This window comes from Paraburkholderia nemoris, assembly GCF_905221015.1.
In the GTDB taxonomy this organism is placed as follows: domain Bacteria; phylum Pseudomonadota; class Gammaproteobacteria; order Burkholderiales; family Burkholderiaceae; genus Paraburkholderia; species Paraburkholderia nemoris.
Genome location: NZ_CAJNBO010000065.1, coordinates 1 through 14,879, shown reverse-complemented (window position 1 = coordinate 14,879; position 14,879 = coordinate 1). Strand labels below are relative to the sequence as shown.

Here is a 14,879-nt window from a genome sequence, read left to right as displayed (position 1 = left end):
GACTGTCCATGTGGCGACAACTGATCGGGTCGGCGCCACAGGAGGGAATATACAAGTAGGCAAAAGAAAGCGGCTAGAAGCCCCTGCTAAGCGGGTCCCGCAGCTCGCTCACGGTAGTGGCGCGACTGGAATCTGTGTTCGTGCCACGACATGCTCTCGTGACAAGGGCGTCATACTTCCGGCGGCGCTGCGCGCGCCGAAGAGTCGTTCATAAAACCGATCTCTGCGGCTTTGTTAGTAGCCGCCTTTTGTCGGTGTTGCCATTGGCGCTGTCTTTTTGTATGCGGCCGCGAGGTCCGCTGCTGCTTTGCTTAGTAGGCCCGTGTCTGTTCCTACCGCCACGAATGTTGCGCCCGCCGCCAGGTATTCGGCTGCTATGCCCGGGTCCGGTGCTAGTACGCCCGCTGCTTTGCCGGCTTCTCGTACCTTCCTGATGCCGCTGCAGATTGCTTCGCCTACGCTTGCGTCGCCTGGTTTGCCTAGCAAGCCCATTGATGCGCTTAGGTCAGCTGGGCCGAAGAAGACGCCGTCGACGCCCTGCACGTTTGCGATGGCCGTTAGGTTTTCCATCCCCTGCACGGTTTCTACCTGGACCAGTACGCACAACTCCTGCGATGCCGTGGTCAGGTAGTCGGGGATTCGGTTCCAGCGCGACGCTCGTGCCAATGCGCTTCCCACGCCACGAATGCCATGTGGTGGGTAGCGCGTTGCTGCGACTGCTTCCGCAGCTTGCTCCGCCGTGTCGATCATCGGGAGCAGCAGGGTTTGGGCGCCTATGTCGAGTAATTGCTTGATCAGTGCGCTGTCGCTTCGTACGGGACGGACCACCGGATGCGATGTGTAGGCGGCCACCGCCTGTAATTGCGCCAGCGTGCTGCGCACGTCGTTCGGTGCGTGTTCGTTGTCGATCAACAACCAATCGAAGCCGGCCGTGGCCAGCAGTTCGGTTACGTAGGCATCGGCAAGCGCGGCCCATAAGCCGAATTGTGGCTTGCCTTCTGCTAGCGCGCGCTTGAATGTGTTTTGCGGTAGGGACATGTCGATTGACTCAAATGAGCTCAAATGAAATTTAAGCCAATGCCGCCCAGCGGGCCGTAGTCGACGTGGAAGGTGTCGCCCGCTCGCGCCGGGATCGGGCTCGTGAAGGAGCCGCTCAGAATGACGTCGTTCGCGTTCAGGACTTCGTCGTAGGGGGCGATCTTGTTTGCGAGCCATGCGACGCCTGTCGCAGGGTGGTTCAGCACGGCGGCGGCCAGGCCGCTTTCTTCTACGGCGCCGTTTTTATAGAGCAATGCGCCAACCCAGCGGAGATCGACGTCCAGCGGACGTACCGGTCGGCCACCCAGGACGATGCCGGCGTTCGCCGCGAAGTCGGAGATGGTGTCGTAGACCTTGCGCGGCGCCTTCGTCTCGCGGTCGAATTGTTCGATGCGCGCGTCGATAATCTCCACGGCCGGGGTCACGTAGGCCGTGGCGTCCAGAACGTCGAAGAGCGTGACACCGGGACCCTTCAAGGGCTTGCTCAATATGAAGGCCAGTTCGACTTCCACGCGCGGCGCTATGAAGCGATCGGCGCGGATGTCCTGGCCGTTTTCTATGAACATGCTGTCGAGCAACGGCGCGTAGTCGGGTTCGTCGATCTGTGACGAACGCTGCATCGCGCGTGACGTCAGGCCGATTTTGCGGCCCTTGATCACGTGGCCCTCGGCCAGTTTGAGCTTCACCCACTCACGTTGGATCGCGTAACCGTCCTGTACCGTCATCTCGGGATACTTCGCCGAGAAGTGGCGCAGTTGGGTGCGCGTCCTCTCAGCGTTGTCGAGTTGCGCGGCAAGGTCGCGGATTGTCTGTTCGTCTAGCATCATGGTTCTCTATTAGCGGCTGCCAGGCCCAGCTACCGGGTCGGAATACTGGGCCGGAGGGTCAAGCTCGGGTATCAGACCTTAAGTCCAAGCCTCGGGCCTCAAGCCCAAATCGCAGGCCCAGGTTTCAGCCTCAAGCCCATGTATCAGGCCTTAAGCCGCGCGTGCAGATTGTTGTGTTTCCACGTGCCGGCTTCGCTGAATTCATTGATCTCCAGCGACAACGCCAGGCCGTGTTGTTCAAAATCCGCGGCGAAGTGCTGTTTGATCGCTTCAAACAACGCGTCGCCGGTTGCCCTTTTTACGGCGTCCGAGCGGCCGGCGGCGATCTTCAGGTTCGCATGCAGGAAGGCGGCATCTGGCCGGCCGTCGGCGATGCAGTATTGGTCGCAGCGCAAGGCGCGCACGCGGATGCCGCCGAGCGGAAAGACGCGTTGGTCGTTGTCGCGCTGCGCGGCAAGGCAGCCTGCTAGCGAGGTGCAAAGCTGCCCGATGCTTGCTTCATCAGCTAGATTGGCGCTGTATTCGAGTGTCAGATGTGGCACGGTAAGCTCCTTTCTCAGGACTCAAGCAGGCAGGGGCGTCACGGGGAAGATCGCGTTGATCTGGCCGGTGCCCGAACTGCCGAAATACGGTGTGACGACTTCGACCTTGCCGTCGTAACGGTCCCAACCGAGTGCGCCGAGCAGCATCGCGGTGTCGTGCATGCCGCCTTCGCCCCAGCACTTCTCGTTATAGAGCGGCAGCATCTCGCAGAAGGTCTTCCAGTCGCCGGCTTCCCATAGCTCGACCACCCGGCGATCCATCTGTTCGAGAAACGGGTCCCATACCTTGTGCATGAACTGCTCGGCTGTGCCGTTGTTGGCGAAGTGGTGGCTCAAGGAGCCGCTCGCCAGAATCGCCACGGTGCCGTCGTAACGTTCCTCGATGGCCTTGCGCACCGCGAGGCCGAAGCGCGCGCTCGTTTCGAGGTCGTGCCACATGCACCAGCCGGCTACCGAAACGGTCTTGAAGTGCTGGTCGCTGTTCATATAGCGCATCGGCACCAGCGTGCCGTACTCGAGTTCGAGCGTGGTCTCGCTGTGCGCGCGGCTCTTCACGCCCATTTCGTTGGCGACTTCCGCGATCAGATCGCCGAGCCCGACATTGCCGGGATACGCGTACGGCATGTTCTTGATGAAGTGCGGCAGTTCGTTGCTCGTATAGACGCCCTCGAACTTCGGCGCGCAATTGATGTGGTATTCGCTGTTCACCAGCCAATGCACGTCGAAGACGACGATCGTATCCACACCCAATTCGCGGCAACGCCGGCCGATTTCATGGTGGCCGTCGATTGCCGGCTGACGGCAGCCCTTATGCGGACCGTCGAGTTCGGACAAATATAACGACGGGACGTGAGTGACTTTTGCTGCCAACGCGAGTTTGCCCATCGCGGTCTCCTGTTCTGTGTGGCGCGAGGCCTGATGCCCTCGCACGCAAATAACCGGCGCTTCAGATGCCCCAGCGCGGAATGTGATGGGAGCCGAGCGATACGCACACGTTTTTCGGTTCGAGGAACACTTCATAGCTCCACGTACCGCCTTCGCGGCCCACACCCGATGCCTTGGTGCCGCCGAACGGCTGGCGCAGATCGCGCACGTTCTGGCTGTTGACGAAGCACATGCCGGCTTGTACGGCTGCAGCGACGCGAAGCGCGCGGCCGGTGCTCTCGGTCCAGATGTAGCTCGACAGGCCGTACGAAATGTCGTTGGCGAGTTTGATTGCGTCGGCTTCGTCGTCGAACGGAATCAGGCAGGCAACCGGGCCGAAGATCTCTTCCTGCGCGATCCGCATGCGGTTGTCGACGTCGACGAATACCGTCGGTTGCACGAAGTTGCCTTTGCGCATGGCTTCGGGCAAGTCGGGCGCGTCGAGTCCGCCGCAAGCGAGCGTGGCGCCTTCCTTCGGACCCAGTTCGATGTAGCTGCGCACCTTGGCCAGATGCCCCTGGCTGATCATCGGGCCGACGATCGTGCTGTCGGCCAGCGGATCGCCCACCGTCAAACGTTTTGCGCGTTCGACGAAACGCTTGGCAAAGCGCGCGTAAATCGAGCGTTGCACCAGAATGCGCGAACCGGCCGTGCAGCGTTCGCCGTTGTTGGAGAAGATCATGAACACGGCAGCATCGAGCGCACGTTCGAAATCGGCGTCGTCGAAAATCACGAACGGCGACTTGCCGCCCAGTTCCATCGAAAACTTCTTCAGGCCCGCGGTTTGCACGATGCGGTTGCCGGTTGCCGTCGATCCGGTGAACGACACCGCGTGCACATCCGGGTGGGCCACCAGCGGCTCGCCAGTGTCTTTGCCGAAACCGTGCACGACGTTCAGCACGCCGGCAGGAATACCGGCTTCGAGCGCGAGATTGCCGAGCATCGAGGCGGTTAGCGGTGACAGTTCGCTCATCTTCAACACGGCGGTGTTGCCGAAGGCGAGGCAGGGTGCGACTTTCCACGTTGCCGTCATGAACGGGACATTCCACGGCGAAATCAGTGCGCAGACGCCGACCGGATGGAACAGCGTGTAGTTCAGATGCGTATCGGTGGGATATGTATGGCCGTCGACCCGCGTGCACATTTCCGCGAAATAGCTGAAGTTGTCGGCGGCGCGCGGCACGAGTTGCTTGCGCGTCTGCGAGATCGTCTGGCCGGTGTCCTTCGTCTCGGTCTCCGAGATGTCCGGCACATTCTTCGCTATCAACTCGCCGAGCTTGCGGATGATTTTTGCGCGTTCCGCCGCGGGCTTGCCGGCCCATGCCGGAAACGCTTCTTTGGCCGCGCGCACAGCGGCGTCGACTTCCTCCGCACCGCCGCGAGCCACTTCAGCGAGCACGTCTTGCGTCGCCGGATTGACGGTCTCGAAGTAGTCTTTCGCGGCGCTCGATTTGCCGTTGATCAGATGGTCGATTCGCATTGTGTTGTCCTTTCTCTTTAGCTGTCGACTGGAGTTCGCGCTTTAGCGCGTTGCTCGGGTCCCATGCAAAGCTTGTCGTGCCAATCAGGCGCGGCCGAAGTCCGCGTCGGATGCAATCGTATTGACGAGACGGCCAAGGCCGTCGATCTCGCAGACCACTTCGTCGCCGGCATTGACGTTGACGATGCCTTCCGGCGTGCCGGTCAGGATCACGTCGCCGGGTGCGAGTGTCATGAAGCTGCTCAGGTATTCGATCAACGCCGGGATACCGGTGACGAGATCGCGCGTGTTGCCGTGTTGTTGCCGCGTGCCGTTCACGAAGGTGCGTAGTTCGAGTTGCGTGACGTCTTCAACATCGGCTGCATCGACGAACCAGGGGCCGAGCACCGTGCCGCCGTCGCGATTCTTCACGCGCAGGTTGGGGCGGTAGTAGTTTTCCAGGTAGTCGCGGATCGCGTAGTCGTTGGCGATCATGTAGCCGGCCACATGCTGCATGGCGTTTTCACGCTTGACGTTCTGCGCGGTTTGACCGATGACGACAGCCAATTCGCACTCGTAGTGCATGAAGGTGACATCGGCGGGGCGGCGCGTGAAGCCACGGTGACCGATGACCGCGCCCGGGCCCTTGAGAAAGACCAAAGGCTCTTCCTGTTTGTTGAATTGCAACTCCTTCGCGTGCTCCGCGTAGTTCAAGCCAAGCGCGAAGATCGTGCCGACCTCGATCGGCGCAAGCCACACCACTTCATCCTCACGGCGCACGCGGCCGTCGGCGAGGCGCACGCCGTTGGCATCCGGATAGGCTTCGTGAATCGCTCCTGCATACGCAACACGGCCGCGCATCATTGCTGGTCTCCATCCTGTTCTGCTGCACCGACAAACGACACATCGAGCGGCGGCAATCCGCCAATCGATAGCGTGGCCGTATCACCGATATGGGCAACTGGCGAACCATGAGGCACGCCGAGCGTAATGACGTCGCCGGCACGCAGTGTCATGAAATCGGTTACGTCCGCAAGCAATTGCGCCACGTTGCGTACCGACGACGCAGTACTCGCCCTGAAGACCTCGCGTCCTGGAAGCGAAACCCTGATCGCCAGATTGTCCGGCGCCGCAATATGACGCGCTGCAACTACCGCCGGTCCGATCACGCAAAAACCGTCGCGCGCCCGGAACCGCACCGAAGGCCGGTACACACTCGCATGCGGCACGCTCAGATCGGCGACCAGTGTGTAACCGGCGATGTAGTCGAACGCTTGATCCGCGCTAACGCGTGTTGCAGTGCGGCCGATCACGATACCCAGTGAAGCGCCGACTTCCACGCCCAATGCGTCGTCAGGTACGACGACACGTGCGCGATGACCGGCGAACGTATTGCGCGGCTTCAGATAGAGGATCGGCGCTTTGGGCGGGGCTTTATAGGGCGCGGCATGCACCGCCTCGCCTAACGCTTCCAAAGCAGACCGGTCGTTCAGCAAGGTTCCATAAACAGCGCCGGAAACCGGCGCGCGGCAGGCAATGCCGCGTGCGAGCAGCGCGGCAACGGTGCGCGCATCCACGTCGCGAGGCAGCGCGTCGCCTTCGGCATGCAGCAGGTGATCGGCAAGTGCAAACATAAATTAGCTGTCTCTCGGCAAAAACACTAACATGTTAGTAGTATTGCGCTTGATATCATCCACGGTCAATAGCCTGTCGGCTGATCGCGGGTTTTCCCTTAAGCTTCGACAGCTGCTTTTAATTCATTCGCCATGTCCGCATCCGCTTCTACCCGAGTTTTGCACCGCAACCTGCCGATGCTGTTGCTGCGCGCCAGAGAAAAAATGATGGAGCGTTTCCGGCCATTGATTACCGCACACGGACTGACCGAGCAGCAATGGCGTGTGATTCGCGCGCTCAATGAGCACGGGCCGATGGAGCCGCGTCACATCTCCGATATCTGCACGATTTCGAGCCCGAGCATGGCGGGTGTGCTCGCGCGCATGGAGAGCATGGAACTGGTGACCAAGGAGCGTTTCGCGGAAGACCAGCGCCGCGTGCTGGTGTCGCTCACCGAGACGAGCGTGGATCTGGTGCGCGTGATCTCGAAGGATCTCGAGGCGCACTATCGCGAGCTGGAGCGCAAGGTGGGCCCGGAAATCGTCGAGCGCGTGTATCGCGCGGTCGACGATCTGCTTGCCGGGCTGGAAGAGGAGGGCGAGTGAAGTAACGCGTTGTTGGTTGATTTCAGGCGATGAACTGCGCTCGCGCAGTTCATGACTATTCTCCTACCAGCCCTGAAAACGCCTCCACTCGACACTGTCGCCGTTCGCCGACACCGCGTGATACTCGGGAAACTGCGCACCGGTCGCGCACGCGTGATTGGGCAGAATGCGCAGCTTCATCCCGATCGGAAAGCGCTGCGCGATATCGTCCACAGCCGCGCCTTCTTCCGACGACGACAGAATCCCGTGCTCCTGATTGGCACCGCTCACGAGAAAACCGCCTAGCGGTGTCCCGTTCAATAAACATGGCTGGCCGTAGCCGAAATCGTGCGGCTGCTTCGAGGTGCCGCGATCACGGCTCATCGCCATCCAGCCTGCGTCGAGAATCGCCCAGCCTTTATCCGCCTGGTGCCCGATCACGGTGGCGAGCACACTGAGCGCGATATCTTCCAGCGCGCACACGCCGACGTTGTGCATGACCAGATCGAAGAAAACGTAGACCCCGGCTCGCACTTCGGTCACGCCGTCCAGTTGCCCGGCGGCGAGCGCTGTGGGCGTCGACCCGACGCTCACAGCCGGGCACGGAATGCCTGCGTCGCGCAGCCGTTGCGCCGCGCGCACGCAGCCGGCGCGTTCCTGCTCCGCCAGCGCGGCGAGCGCCTCCGGCGTATGCAGCTCGTAGCTGGAACCCGCGTGGGTCATCACGCCACCCACCTTGACGCCGTTCTCATGCAGAATCCGGCCGACTTCGAGCAGCGTGTCCTGTTCCGGTGTGATCCCCGAGCGGTGGCCATCCGTGTCGACCTCGATCCATACCTCGAACGATTCGCCGTGCTGGTCCGCGAATGCGGCGATGGCTGCGGCGGCGGTCGGATTGTCGACCACCAGCTTCAGATCGCAACCCTGGCGGCGCAGCGCCAGCGCTCGCGGCAGCTTTGAAGGCGCAATGCTGACCGCGTAAAGAATATCGCTGACGCCGGCCGCAAAGAAGGCCTCCGCCTCTTTGAGGGTCGAGACCGTGATGCCGCGCGCACCGGCGGCGATCTGCGCACGGACCACGTCGATGCATTTGGTGGTCTTGACGTGCGGACGGAATGCGACGCCCAGTGCGTTCATATGTCCCTGCATTCTCGCGATGTTCTTCTGCATCCGGGGGATGTCGATTAGCGCGGCAGGGGTGTCGATGTGCTCGAGTTTCATGGTTTCACCGGGGAATGGAATGGCTTTCGGTCTGGCCGAACTGGCTGAGCCATGGGACCAGCGAGTCGAGTGTGGGCGCCTCGATCTCGGGCGGCTGTGCTCCCGCCACCAGCGGCAGACCCACGCGGTTGTGCCAGTATGTTCTCAACCCGAGCGCGGCCGTGCCGAACATGTCGTAGCTGGACCCGGCCACGAACGCGGCCTCATGCGCGTCTACCCCCAGTTTGCCGAGCGCGAGCCGGTAAGGCAACGGGTCCGGCTTGTACATGCCGGCTTCTTCGGCGGTGACGATAGCGTCCCAGCGGATCGGGAAAATCTCGGCAGCCTGCGTGCCGAGGCGGATGGAGCAATTGGTGACGATCGCCAGTTTGCAATGCGGGCGGAGCGCCTGCAAGGCATCGAGAGCGCCGCTCCAGGGGGTAAGTTTCAGCCAGTCGGCTTCGAGCGCGAGCGCGGCGGATTCAGGCAGTCCAACTTCGGCGGCCGCCTCGCGCACCAATTGTTCGTACGCAATGTAGCGGCCGCAGCCGTAGGTCAGGCGCAAATAGGCGGCGCGCCACGCACGGCCCAGTTGTTCTGACCCCGCGGCGTGATTCCATGACGTCCACGAATCGAGCAGGGCGGTCAGGAGGTCGAAGAGGACAGCCTTGGGGTAGGCGATCGGAGTCGATATGGAGGTCATGATTTAACCGGCGAGGAACGGTGAGCCGATTATAAAGTTTCATGGCTCGCGTGGAGTTCAGCCAGGGTAACTCTAAGATTCAGTTTGAATGAACCTTCCATCGCGCGACGTGATTCGCCACATTTCGTGCGTTACTTTCTCCACGGCGGCAGCGGCCTGAATCTACCCTGCAGGTACTGCATGAAATGCCGCGTGCGAGCAGGCATTCCCGTTCGCTGATGCGTGAGGGCGATCACGTCGGCGTCCGGTGCCTTCCAGCCTTGCAGCAACCGCACGAGTCTTCCCTTCGCGATGGCTTCGGCCACGTCCCATTCGGAGCGCAGGATCACGCCGCGGCCTTCGCAAGCCCACTGGCGGATCACATCGCCGTCGTTGCAGCTCAGATGCGGAGAAACGCGCACGCTGCGGCGCGTGCGGCCCTTGCTGAACTGCCACAGCGAGACGTCCTCGTTGTTCTCGCGCAGCACGATGCACGGCAGCTTGCTCAAATCTTCCGGTGACTCCGGTTGACCAATACGTTTGAGCAGCGCAGGCGCGGCGCATACGAAGCGCGCATTCGGCGCAATCGCATAACCGACCAGATTCGATACCGGCAAATCGCCGATATGCACGACGATGTCGAAGCGGTCTATCGTTTCGGTCAAGGGCTGGTCGGACAATGTGAGCGCCACGTCGATATCCGGGTTTTGCTGCTGGAAGTCGGCGATGGCGGGCGCGAGGTGACGCCGGCCGAATCCCAGCGGCGCGTTGACTTTCAGCGTGCCGACCAGGCCGCCCCGGCGTGTCTGCAGGTCTTCGAATAGCGAGTCGAACTGCTGGACCAGTTCGGCGCCACGTTGGCACAGGAGCATGCCTTCTTCCGTGAACTGCAAACGGCGCGCCGTACGGTTCACCAGCTGCGTGTCCAGTTTCTTTTCGAGCTGCTGCAGGCGCTGGGTCACCGCCGAGGGCGACAGCCCCAGTTTTCGCGCCGCGGCGATCAGGCTGCCACTTTCGCGGATGGTCAGCAGAAACCGGATATCGGCCGAGTCGTTCATGGCGGCAACTTTTGAGTTCGGGAGTCTGGCAGCTTAAAGCGTTTGGATGCGCTGTTCCAGTGCGTCGCAAGACGGTCTTGCAAGGTAGACTGATACCTCCGTAACGAAGTCGACAGCTTGACTCGCTAAAGTGGGTGATAGAGCCAGGTGGGTGGGCAACACCTGCCATCCGTCGAATCGTTGTTACTTCCATTTGAAGAGAAGTCCCATGCCGTTGTCACAAGGAACGAGTCCGGGCGCCGCCGCGCAACAAAATGCCCTGAAACAGGGGGTATTCCTGCACACTGGCTGGCGCAGCGCAGGAACGTGGGTCTGGTCGCGTCTGCGCGCACTCGATTCCGCCACCGGATTCTATGAACCGTTCAGCAACGTGCTCGCCGATCTGAGCCTCGCCGACGTTTCTGCGTCCCGCCCTACATTAACTTCTGGACACCCGCCGCTCGCCGCGCCGTATTTCGAAGAATACCGGCCGTTTCTCCAGGAGAGCACGCGTGGCGTAGCCGGATACAGGAAGCGCTTCGGCACCGATCGCTTTGCGCCTGCACCCGACGCGGAATTCCCCGCCTTGCAAGCCTATCTGGCCAATCTGTGCGAACGCACCGCCGAGCAAGGCAGCGTACCCGTCTTCAAGTTTTGCCGTTCGTCGGGCCGGTTGCCGTGGCTCAAGCAAGCCTTCCCGCAGGTCATGCATGCAGCCGTGTTGCGAAATCCCGCTTCGCAGTTCGCCTCGGGGTGGCTGCTCAATCAGCAATGGAGCAATTCGTTTTTCGTGGCCGCGCCGTTTCGCGTGCTGGGTCTGAATCAGACGGAGCCGCTGGTCCGGCAGGCCATCGAAATCTGCGGCGTGAGCTTGCCGCCTGGTGTGCCCACCTCGGATGACGCCTACGCCATGGCATGCGAACAATACGCGCGCACGGCGGAAGGCAACAACGCATATCGGGCGTTCGTCGCGCTATGGATTCTCTGTGCGTTGCGCATGGCCGACGGCGTCGATCTGATGATCGACATCGACCGGCTGGGGCAGTCGCGGGAGTATGCGGCCGGATTGCGCGCCGGGTTCGAAGCGCAGACCGGTCTGTCACCCGACTTCAGCAGCGCGCGCGATCTGGTCGAGGAAACGCGTCGCAGCGCGGCGCGCATGGCTGGGATCGACGGCCGGTCGATGCGAGCCGTTCATTCCTCGGCGCTGAAATTCCTCAAAACCCAGAACGGCGCGGACGCAGACTTGGTCGAGCTCGTCCGCGAAAAGATGGTGCTGGCCAACGAATTGACCGAGCAATGGCGCTGAGTTGGGCGTCTTTTCCTGACGTTGCGCCGACCTCACCGGCCAGTACAGTTGCCACGCAAAAAACAATACAGTGAGGCGCGGTTTTATTGTGCTGTATCGGGAATATGACCGGCGCCGTCGATACAGTTGGCGGATCAACCCTTGCGGCCTATCCCGAACACGAGGAACGAAATGAATGCAGTGAACGAACAAGCGAAGTTGTCGGTGCAACAGTTGGGGCATTACATCAGCGGTGCACCGGCTGCGTCGACCAGCGGCCGTTTCAAGGACGTGTTCAATCCCGCCACGGGCCAGGTGACCGGCTCGGTCGCTTTGGCATCGGTCGAGGAAGTGGACGCGGCGGTCAAGGCCGCCAAGGCTGCCTTTCCCGCCTGGAGCGAAACCGCGCCGATCAAGCGCGCCCGCATTCTGTTCAAGTTCAAGGAACTGCTGAACAAGCACCACGACGAACTGGCGATGCTGATCACCCGCGAACACGGCAAGGTGTTCACGGACGCACAAGGCGAGGTGGTGCGCGGTATTGAAGTGGTCGAGTTCGCTTGCGGCATTCCGAATCTGCTGAAGACCGATTTCACCGACCAGATCGGCGGCGGCATCGACAACTGGAATCTGCGTCAGGCGTTGGGCGTTGTGGCGGGGATCACGCCGTTCAATTTCCCGGTGATGGTGCCGATGTGGATGTTCCCGGTTGCGCTGGCCTGCGGCAACACGTTCGTGCTGAAACCGTCGGAGCGTGATCCGTCGGCGTCGTTGCGCATTGCCGAACTGCTGAAGGAAGCCGGTTTGCCGGATGGCGTGTTCAACGTCGTGAACGGCGACAAGGTAGCCGTGGATGCGCTGATCGAACACCCGGACGTCGCGGCGCTGTCGTTTGTCGGGTCCACGCCGATCGCCGAATATATCTATACGGAAGCATCGAAGCGCGGCAAGCGCGTGCAGGCGCTCGGCGGCGCGAAGAATCATCTGGTGGTGATGCCGGACGCCGACCTGGACCAGGCGGTGGACGCCCTGATCGGCGCTGCCTACGGTTCGGCAGGCGAGCGCTGCATGGCGATCTCGGTCGCGGTGGCGGTGGGCAATGTCGCCGATGAACTGATCGAGCGCCTGGTGCCGCGCGTGAAGTCGCTGGTGATCAAGAACGGCGAGAACCTCGACGCCGAAATGGGTCCGTTGGTTACGGCCGAACATAAGGCCAAGGTGGCCGGCTATATCGACGCGGGCGTGGCGGAAGGCGCGAAGCTGATCGTCGATGGCCGCGCGCATCCGGTCACGAATGCAGATGGCTTCTTTATCGGCGGAACGCTGTTCGACCAGGTCGGCGCGGAGATGAAGATTTACAAGGAAGAAATCTTCGGTCCGGTGCTGGCGGTGGTGCGTGTGCCCGATTTCGCGAGCGCGGTCGAGTTGATCAATGCGCACGAGTTCGGCAACGGCGTGTCGCTCTTCACGTCGGATGGCGGCGTGGCGCGCGCGTTCGGCCGGCAGATTCAGGTGGGCATGGTCGGCATCAATGTGCCGATTCCGGTGCCGATGGCATGGCACTCGTTCGGCGGCTGGAAGCGTTCGCTGTTCGGCGATCACCACGCGTATGGCGAAGAAGGCGTGCGTTTCTACACGCGCTACAAGAGCATCATGCAGCGCTGGCCGGATAGCATCGCGAAGGGTGCTGAGTTCACGATGCCGGTGGCGAAGTAAGCAATAGAACTGTAGTGCTGTAGTTAAAAAGCCGCGCCTGATTTTTCAGGCGCGGCTTTTTTAATGAATCAGCAGCGTGCACGCGGCACGCAGTGGCAAGTGACAAACAATCAGGCCTGGTTCAGATACCAGCGCCAGTCCTGTTCACCGACTTCGCCCATGAATTGCCGGTACTCGGCGCGCTTGATCGCGAGGAACACCTTAAGGAATTTCGTGCCAAATACGTCCCTCGCCCAGTCTGACTGTTCGAGTGCGTTCAAGGCGCTCAACCAGTCGGTCGGCAACAGTGTGGTGGCTTGCGCATAACCGTTGCCTTCGATCGGCGCGCCCGGGTCGAGGCGTTCGAGAATGCCGTGGTGCGAGGCCGCGAGAATGGCCGCGGCAGCGAGATACGGATTCGCATCGGCGCCGCACACGCGATGTTCGACGTGCCGGCTCGGCGCCGGACCGCCCGGCACGCGCAGGCTGACTGTGCGGTTATCGACGCCCCATGTCGGCGTGCACGGCGCATAGCTGTTTGCCTGGAAGCGGCGATACGAGTTCGCGTTCGGGCAGAACATCAGCATCGAATCGAGCAGGCCGTGCAACATGCCACCCACGGCCTGGCGCAGCAGTGGCGTGCCGGCTCTGTCTTCAGAGGCAAACAGGTTGTCGCCGGCTTCATTGGCGAGGCTCACGTGCATGTGCATGCCCGAACCCGCGATGTCGGCGAACGGCTTGGCCATGAAACATGCGCTCATGCCGTGCGCGTTCGCGACCCCCTTGACGATGCGCTTGTAGCGCACGGCGTGATCCATCGCTTCGAGCGCGGGGCCGTGTTCGAGTGTGATCTCCACCTGGCCCGGTGCGTATTCGGAAATCGCGGTGCGCACCGGAATGCTCTGTTCACGGCAGGCATCGTAGAGATCCCTCAGGAACGGCTCGATCTGTTCGAGTTCGCGCAGGCCATACACCTGGGTTGTTCGCGGACGGCGGCCGTCGGTATCGAGCGCGGGTTGCGGACGACCTTGTGCGTCGAGTTTTGCGTCCAGCAGATAGAACTCGAGTTCGCACGCCATCACCGGAAAGAAACCCTCCGCTTGTAGATCATCGACGATGCGCGCAAGCAGTTGCCGCGGATCGGCGACGCCAGCGGGCAGGCCTTCTTCGGGATGCATCTGAACCTGCACGGCGGCGGTTGGCATCTTGCGCCACGGCAGGCGCACGAGGCTGCCCGGCAGCGGATAGGCGCGGCAGTCGATATCGCCCACGTCCCAGACGAGGCCGCTGTCCTCGGTGTCGTCGCCGTTGATGGTCAGATTCATGATCGCGCTTGGCAGCGGCCGTCCGCTGCGATACACGGCGAGCAGCTCTTCACGATGAAGCAGCTTGCCGCGCGGCACGCCGGCGGCGTCGACGATAAAGAGTTCGATCAGATCGATATCGGGATTCTGTTCGAGGAAACTCAGCGCTTCCTGTTCGTGGGCGAATTGCATGTCGGTTCTCTCTGCGCATTGGCGCGTGCCTCGTCCTCCGCATCAGGTGCGCGGAGCGACGAAAAAATCGGAAGAGCCGCGGATGGCGGCGTCGGATTCAGCTCAGACGAGCGGATGCAGAGAGAACAGCGGGGGACGTGCGTGACGGCAATGCCAGATCGCCCAGAAAGCGAGAATCACGTTCAGCAGGGGATTGAGGCGCGCCGTGGCGAGGCGCGCGTGCGCGCACGCCGGATCGGCGTGGCAACTGCGGCTGGATGACCATGCGGCGGGCTTCATGATGCACACGAGTATAGCTGCGGGCCGGCCGCGTTGCTCGACGAAATAACGGGGCGCTTCGTTGTGTTTCGTTGCGCCTCGTTGCATTTTGCGCAGTGGCCCCTAACAGGCCGCGGAAATACACCCCTCCAGAAGCAACGTCCTTCGCTGTGCGCGGCTACCGCCGCGCAATTTTCTGCATTGCGAAATTTCAATGCGAATCCCGCTTGTTTTT

General features: G+C 61.8%; 15 protein-coding genes. 3 read left to right on the top strand and 12 right to left on the bottom strand.

Annotated features, from left to right (window positions below; all coding sequences use genetic code 11):
* Nucleotides 1–234: 234 nt before the first annotated feature.
* The 7 genes from hpaI to KHO33_RS41000 form a co-directional block, all read right to left on the bottom strand.
* Nucleotides 235–1,038 carry a 4-hydroxy-2-oxoheptanedioate aldolase gene (hpaI, locus tag KHO33_RS41030; protein ID WP_200566913.1) on the bottom strand — a complete coding sequence of 268 codons (804 nt, stop codon included), beginning with the start codon at nucleotides 1,036–1,038 and terminating at the stop codon, nucleotides 235–237.
* A gap of 20 nt (nucleotides 1,039–1,058) precedes the next feature.
* Nucleotides 1,059–1,862, bottom strand: a complete 804-nt coding sequence (hpaH, locus tag KHO33_RS41025; RefSeq protein WP_200566914.1) for a 2-oxo-hept-4-ene-1,7-dioate hydratase — start codon at nucleotides 1,860–1,862, stop codon at nucleotides 1,059–1,061.
* A gap of 146 nt (nucleotides 1,863–2,008) precedes the next feature.
* Complete coding sequence (locus KHO33_RS41020; RefSeq protein ID WP_054039118.1) at nucleotides 2,009–2,407, bottom strand: 5-carboxymethyl-2-hydroxymuconate Delta-isomerase; 399 nt, start codon at nucleotides 2,405–2,407, stop codon at nucleotides 2,009–2,011.
* Nucleotides 2,408–2,428: 21 nt separating this feature from the next.
* Nucleotides 2,429–3,292: a 3,4-dihydroxyphenylacetate 2,3-dioxygenase gene (hpaD, locus tag KHO33_RS41015; protein WP_200566840.1), complete on the bottom strand. Its 864-nt coding sequence runs from the start codon at nucleotides 3,290–3,292 to the stop codon at nucleotides 2,429–2,431.
* Nucleotides 3,293–3,353: 61 nt separating this feature from the next.
* On the bottom strand, nucleotides 3,354–4,811 hold the full coding sequence (gene hpaE / locus KHO33_RS41010) for a 5-carboxymethyl-2-hydroxymuconate semialdehyde dehydrogenase (RefSeq protein WP_200566841.1): 1,458 nt from the start codon (nucleotides 4,809–4,811) through the stop codon (nucleotides 3,354–3,356).
* 84 nt (nucleotides 4,812–4,895) lie between these two features.
* Nucleotides 4,896–5,654 (bottom strand): fumarylacetoacetate hydrolase family protein, encoded by a 759-nt coding sequence (locus KHO33_RS41005; protein WP_200566842.1) that lies wholly within the window; start codon nucleotides 5,652–5,654, stop codon nucleotides 4,896–4,898.
* A complete protein-coding gene (locus tag KHO33_RS41000; protein ID WP_200566843.1) occupies nucleotides 5,651–6,424 on the bottom strand; it encodes a fumarylacetoacetate hydrolase family protein in 774 nt (257 codons plus the stop codon). Before KHO33_RS41000 ends, KHO33_RS41005 begins: the two co-directional genes overlap by 4 nt.
* Before the next feature lie 177 nt (nucleotides 6,425–6,601).
* Between KHO33_RS41000 and hpaR the strand changes: the two genes are divergently transcribed.
* Nucleotides 6,602–7,009, top strand: a complete 408-nt coding sequence (hpaR, locus tag KHO33_RS40995; RefSeq protein WP_054039262.1) for a homoprotocatechuate degradation operon regulator HpaR — start codon at nucleotides 6,602–6,604, stop codon at nucleotides 7,007–7,009.
* A 63-nt stretch (nucleotides 7,010–7,072) separates the two neighbouring features.
* On the opposite strand, the gene KHO33_RS40990 is transcribed toward hpaR, so the two are convergent.
* The 3 genes from KHO33_RS40990 to KHO33_RS40980 form a co-directional block, all read right to left on the bottom strand.
* Nucleotides 7,073–8,209, bottom strand: a complete 1,137-nt coding sequence (locus tag KHO33_RS40990) for a DSD1 family PLP-dependent enzyme (RefSeq protein ID WP_200566844.1) — start codon at nucleotides 8,207–8,209, stop codon at nucleotides 7,073–7,075.
* Between the two features lie 4 nt (nucleotides 8,210–8,213).
* Nucleotides 8,214–8,891, bottom strand: a complete 678-nt coding sequence (locus KHO33_RS40985) for an HAD family hydrolase (protein WP_200566845.1) — start codon at nucleotides 8,889–8,891, stop codon at nucleotides 8,214–8,216.
* Nucleotides 8,892–9,022: 131 nt separating this feature from the next.
* Nucleotides 9,023–9,928, bottom strand: a complete 906-nt coding sequence (locus KHO33_RS40980; protein WP_200566846.1) for a LysR family transcriptional regulator — start codon at nucleotides 9,926–9,928, stop codon at nucleotides 9,023–9,025.
* Between the two features lie 208 nt (nucleotides 9,929–10,136).
* Between KHO33_RS40980 and KHO33_RS40975 the strand changes: the two genes are divergently transcribed.
* Complete coding sequence (locus tag KHO33_RS40975) at nucleotides 10,137–11,216, top strand: hypothetical protein (RefSeq protein ID WP_200566847.1); 1,080 nt, start codon at nucleotides 10,137–10,139, stop codon at nucleotides 11,214–11,216.
* Between the two features lie 171 nt (nucleotides 11,217–11,387).
* On the top strand, nucleotides 11,388–12,911 hold the full coding sequence (locus KHO33_RS40970) for a CoA-acylating methylmalonate-semialdehyde dehydrogenase (RefSeq protein WP_200566848.1): 1,524 nt from the start codon (nucleotides 11,388–11,390) through the stop codon (nucleotides 12,909–12,911).
* A gap of 110 nt (nucleotides 12,912–13,021) precedes the next feature.
* Here the strand turns inward: KHO33_RS40970 and KHO33_RS40965 are convergent, their stop codons facing one another.
* Together KHO33_RS40965 and KHO33_RS40960 are read right to left on the bottom strand one after the other, a co-directional pair.
* Nucleotides 13,022–14,386 carry a glutamine synthetase family protein gene (locus tag KHO33_RS40965; RefSeq protein ID WP_200566849.1) on the bottom strand — a complete coding sequence of 455 codons (1,365 nt, stop codon included), beginning with the start codon at nucleotides 14,384–14,386 and terminating at the stop codon, nucleotides 13,022–13,024.
* Between the two features lie 102 nt (nucleotides 14,387–14,488).
* Complete coding sequence (locus tag KHO33_RS40960; RefSeq protein WP_167378290.1) at nucleotides 14,489–14,665, bottom strand: hypothetical protein; 177 nt, start codon at nucleotides 14,663–14,665, stop codon at nucleotides 14,489–14,491.
* Nucleotides 14,666–14,879: the final 214 nt, after the last annotated feature.

Bases quoted from the DNA above. Each gene is read 5' to 3' on its own strand.
- hpaI (WP_200566913.1), bottom strand. From the start codon at position 1,038: ATGTCCCTACCGCAAAACACATTCAAGCGCGCGCTAGCAGAAGGCAAG.
- hpaH (WP_200566914.1), bottom strand. From the start codon at position 1,862: ATGCTAGACGAACAGACAATCCGCGACCTTGCCGCGCAACTCGACAAC.
- hpaD (WP_200566840.1), bottom strand. From the start codon at position 3,292: ATGGGCAAACTCGCGTTGGCAGCAAAAGTCACTCACGTCCCGTCGTTA.
- hpaE (WP_200566841.1), bottom strand. From the start codon at position 4,811: ATGCGAATCGACCATCTGATCAACGGCAAATCGAGCGCCGCGAAAGAC.
- KHO33_RS41005 (WP_200566842.1), bottom strand. From the start codon at position 5,654: ATGATGCGCGGCCGTGTTGCGTATGCAGGAGCGATTCACGAAGCCTAT.
- KHO33_RS41000 (WP_200566843.1), bottom strand. From the start codon at position 6,424: ATGTTTGCACTTGCCGATCACCTGCTGCATGCCGAAGGCGACGCGCTG.
- hpaR (WP_054039262.1), top strand. From the start codon at position 6,602: ATGCTGTTGCTGCGCGCCAGAGAAAAAATGATGGAGCGTTTCCGGCCA.
- KHO33_RS40990 (WP_200566844.1), bottom strand. From the start codon at position 8,209: ATGAAACTCGAGCACATCGACACCCCTGCCGCGCTAATCGACATCCCC.
- KHO33_RS40985 (WP_200566845.1), bottom strand. From the start codon at position 8,891: ATGACCTCCATATCGACTCCGATCGCCTACCCCAAGGCTGTCCTCTTC.
- KHO33_RS40980 (WP_200566846.1), bottom strand. From the start codon at position 9,928: ATGAACGACTCGGCCGATATCCGGTTTCTGCTGACCATCCGCGAAAGT.
- KHO33_RS40975 (WP_200566847.1), top strand. From the start codon at position 10,137: ATGCCGTTGTCACAAGGAACGAGTCCGGGCGCCGCCGCGCAACAAAAT.
- KHO33_RS40970 (WP_200566848.1), top strand. From the start codon at position 11,388: ATGAATGCAGTGAACGAACAAGCGAAGTTGTCGGTGCAACAGTTGGGG.
- KHO33_RS40965 (WP_200566849.1), bottom strand. From the start codon at position 14,386: ATGCAATTCGCCCACGAACAGGAAGCGCTGAGTTTCCTCGAACAGAAT.
- KHO33_RS40960 (WP_167378290.1), bottom strand. From the start codon at position 14,665: ATGAAGCCCGCCGCATGGTCATCCAGCCGCAGTTGCCACGCCGATCCG.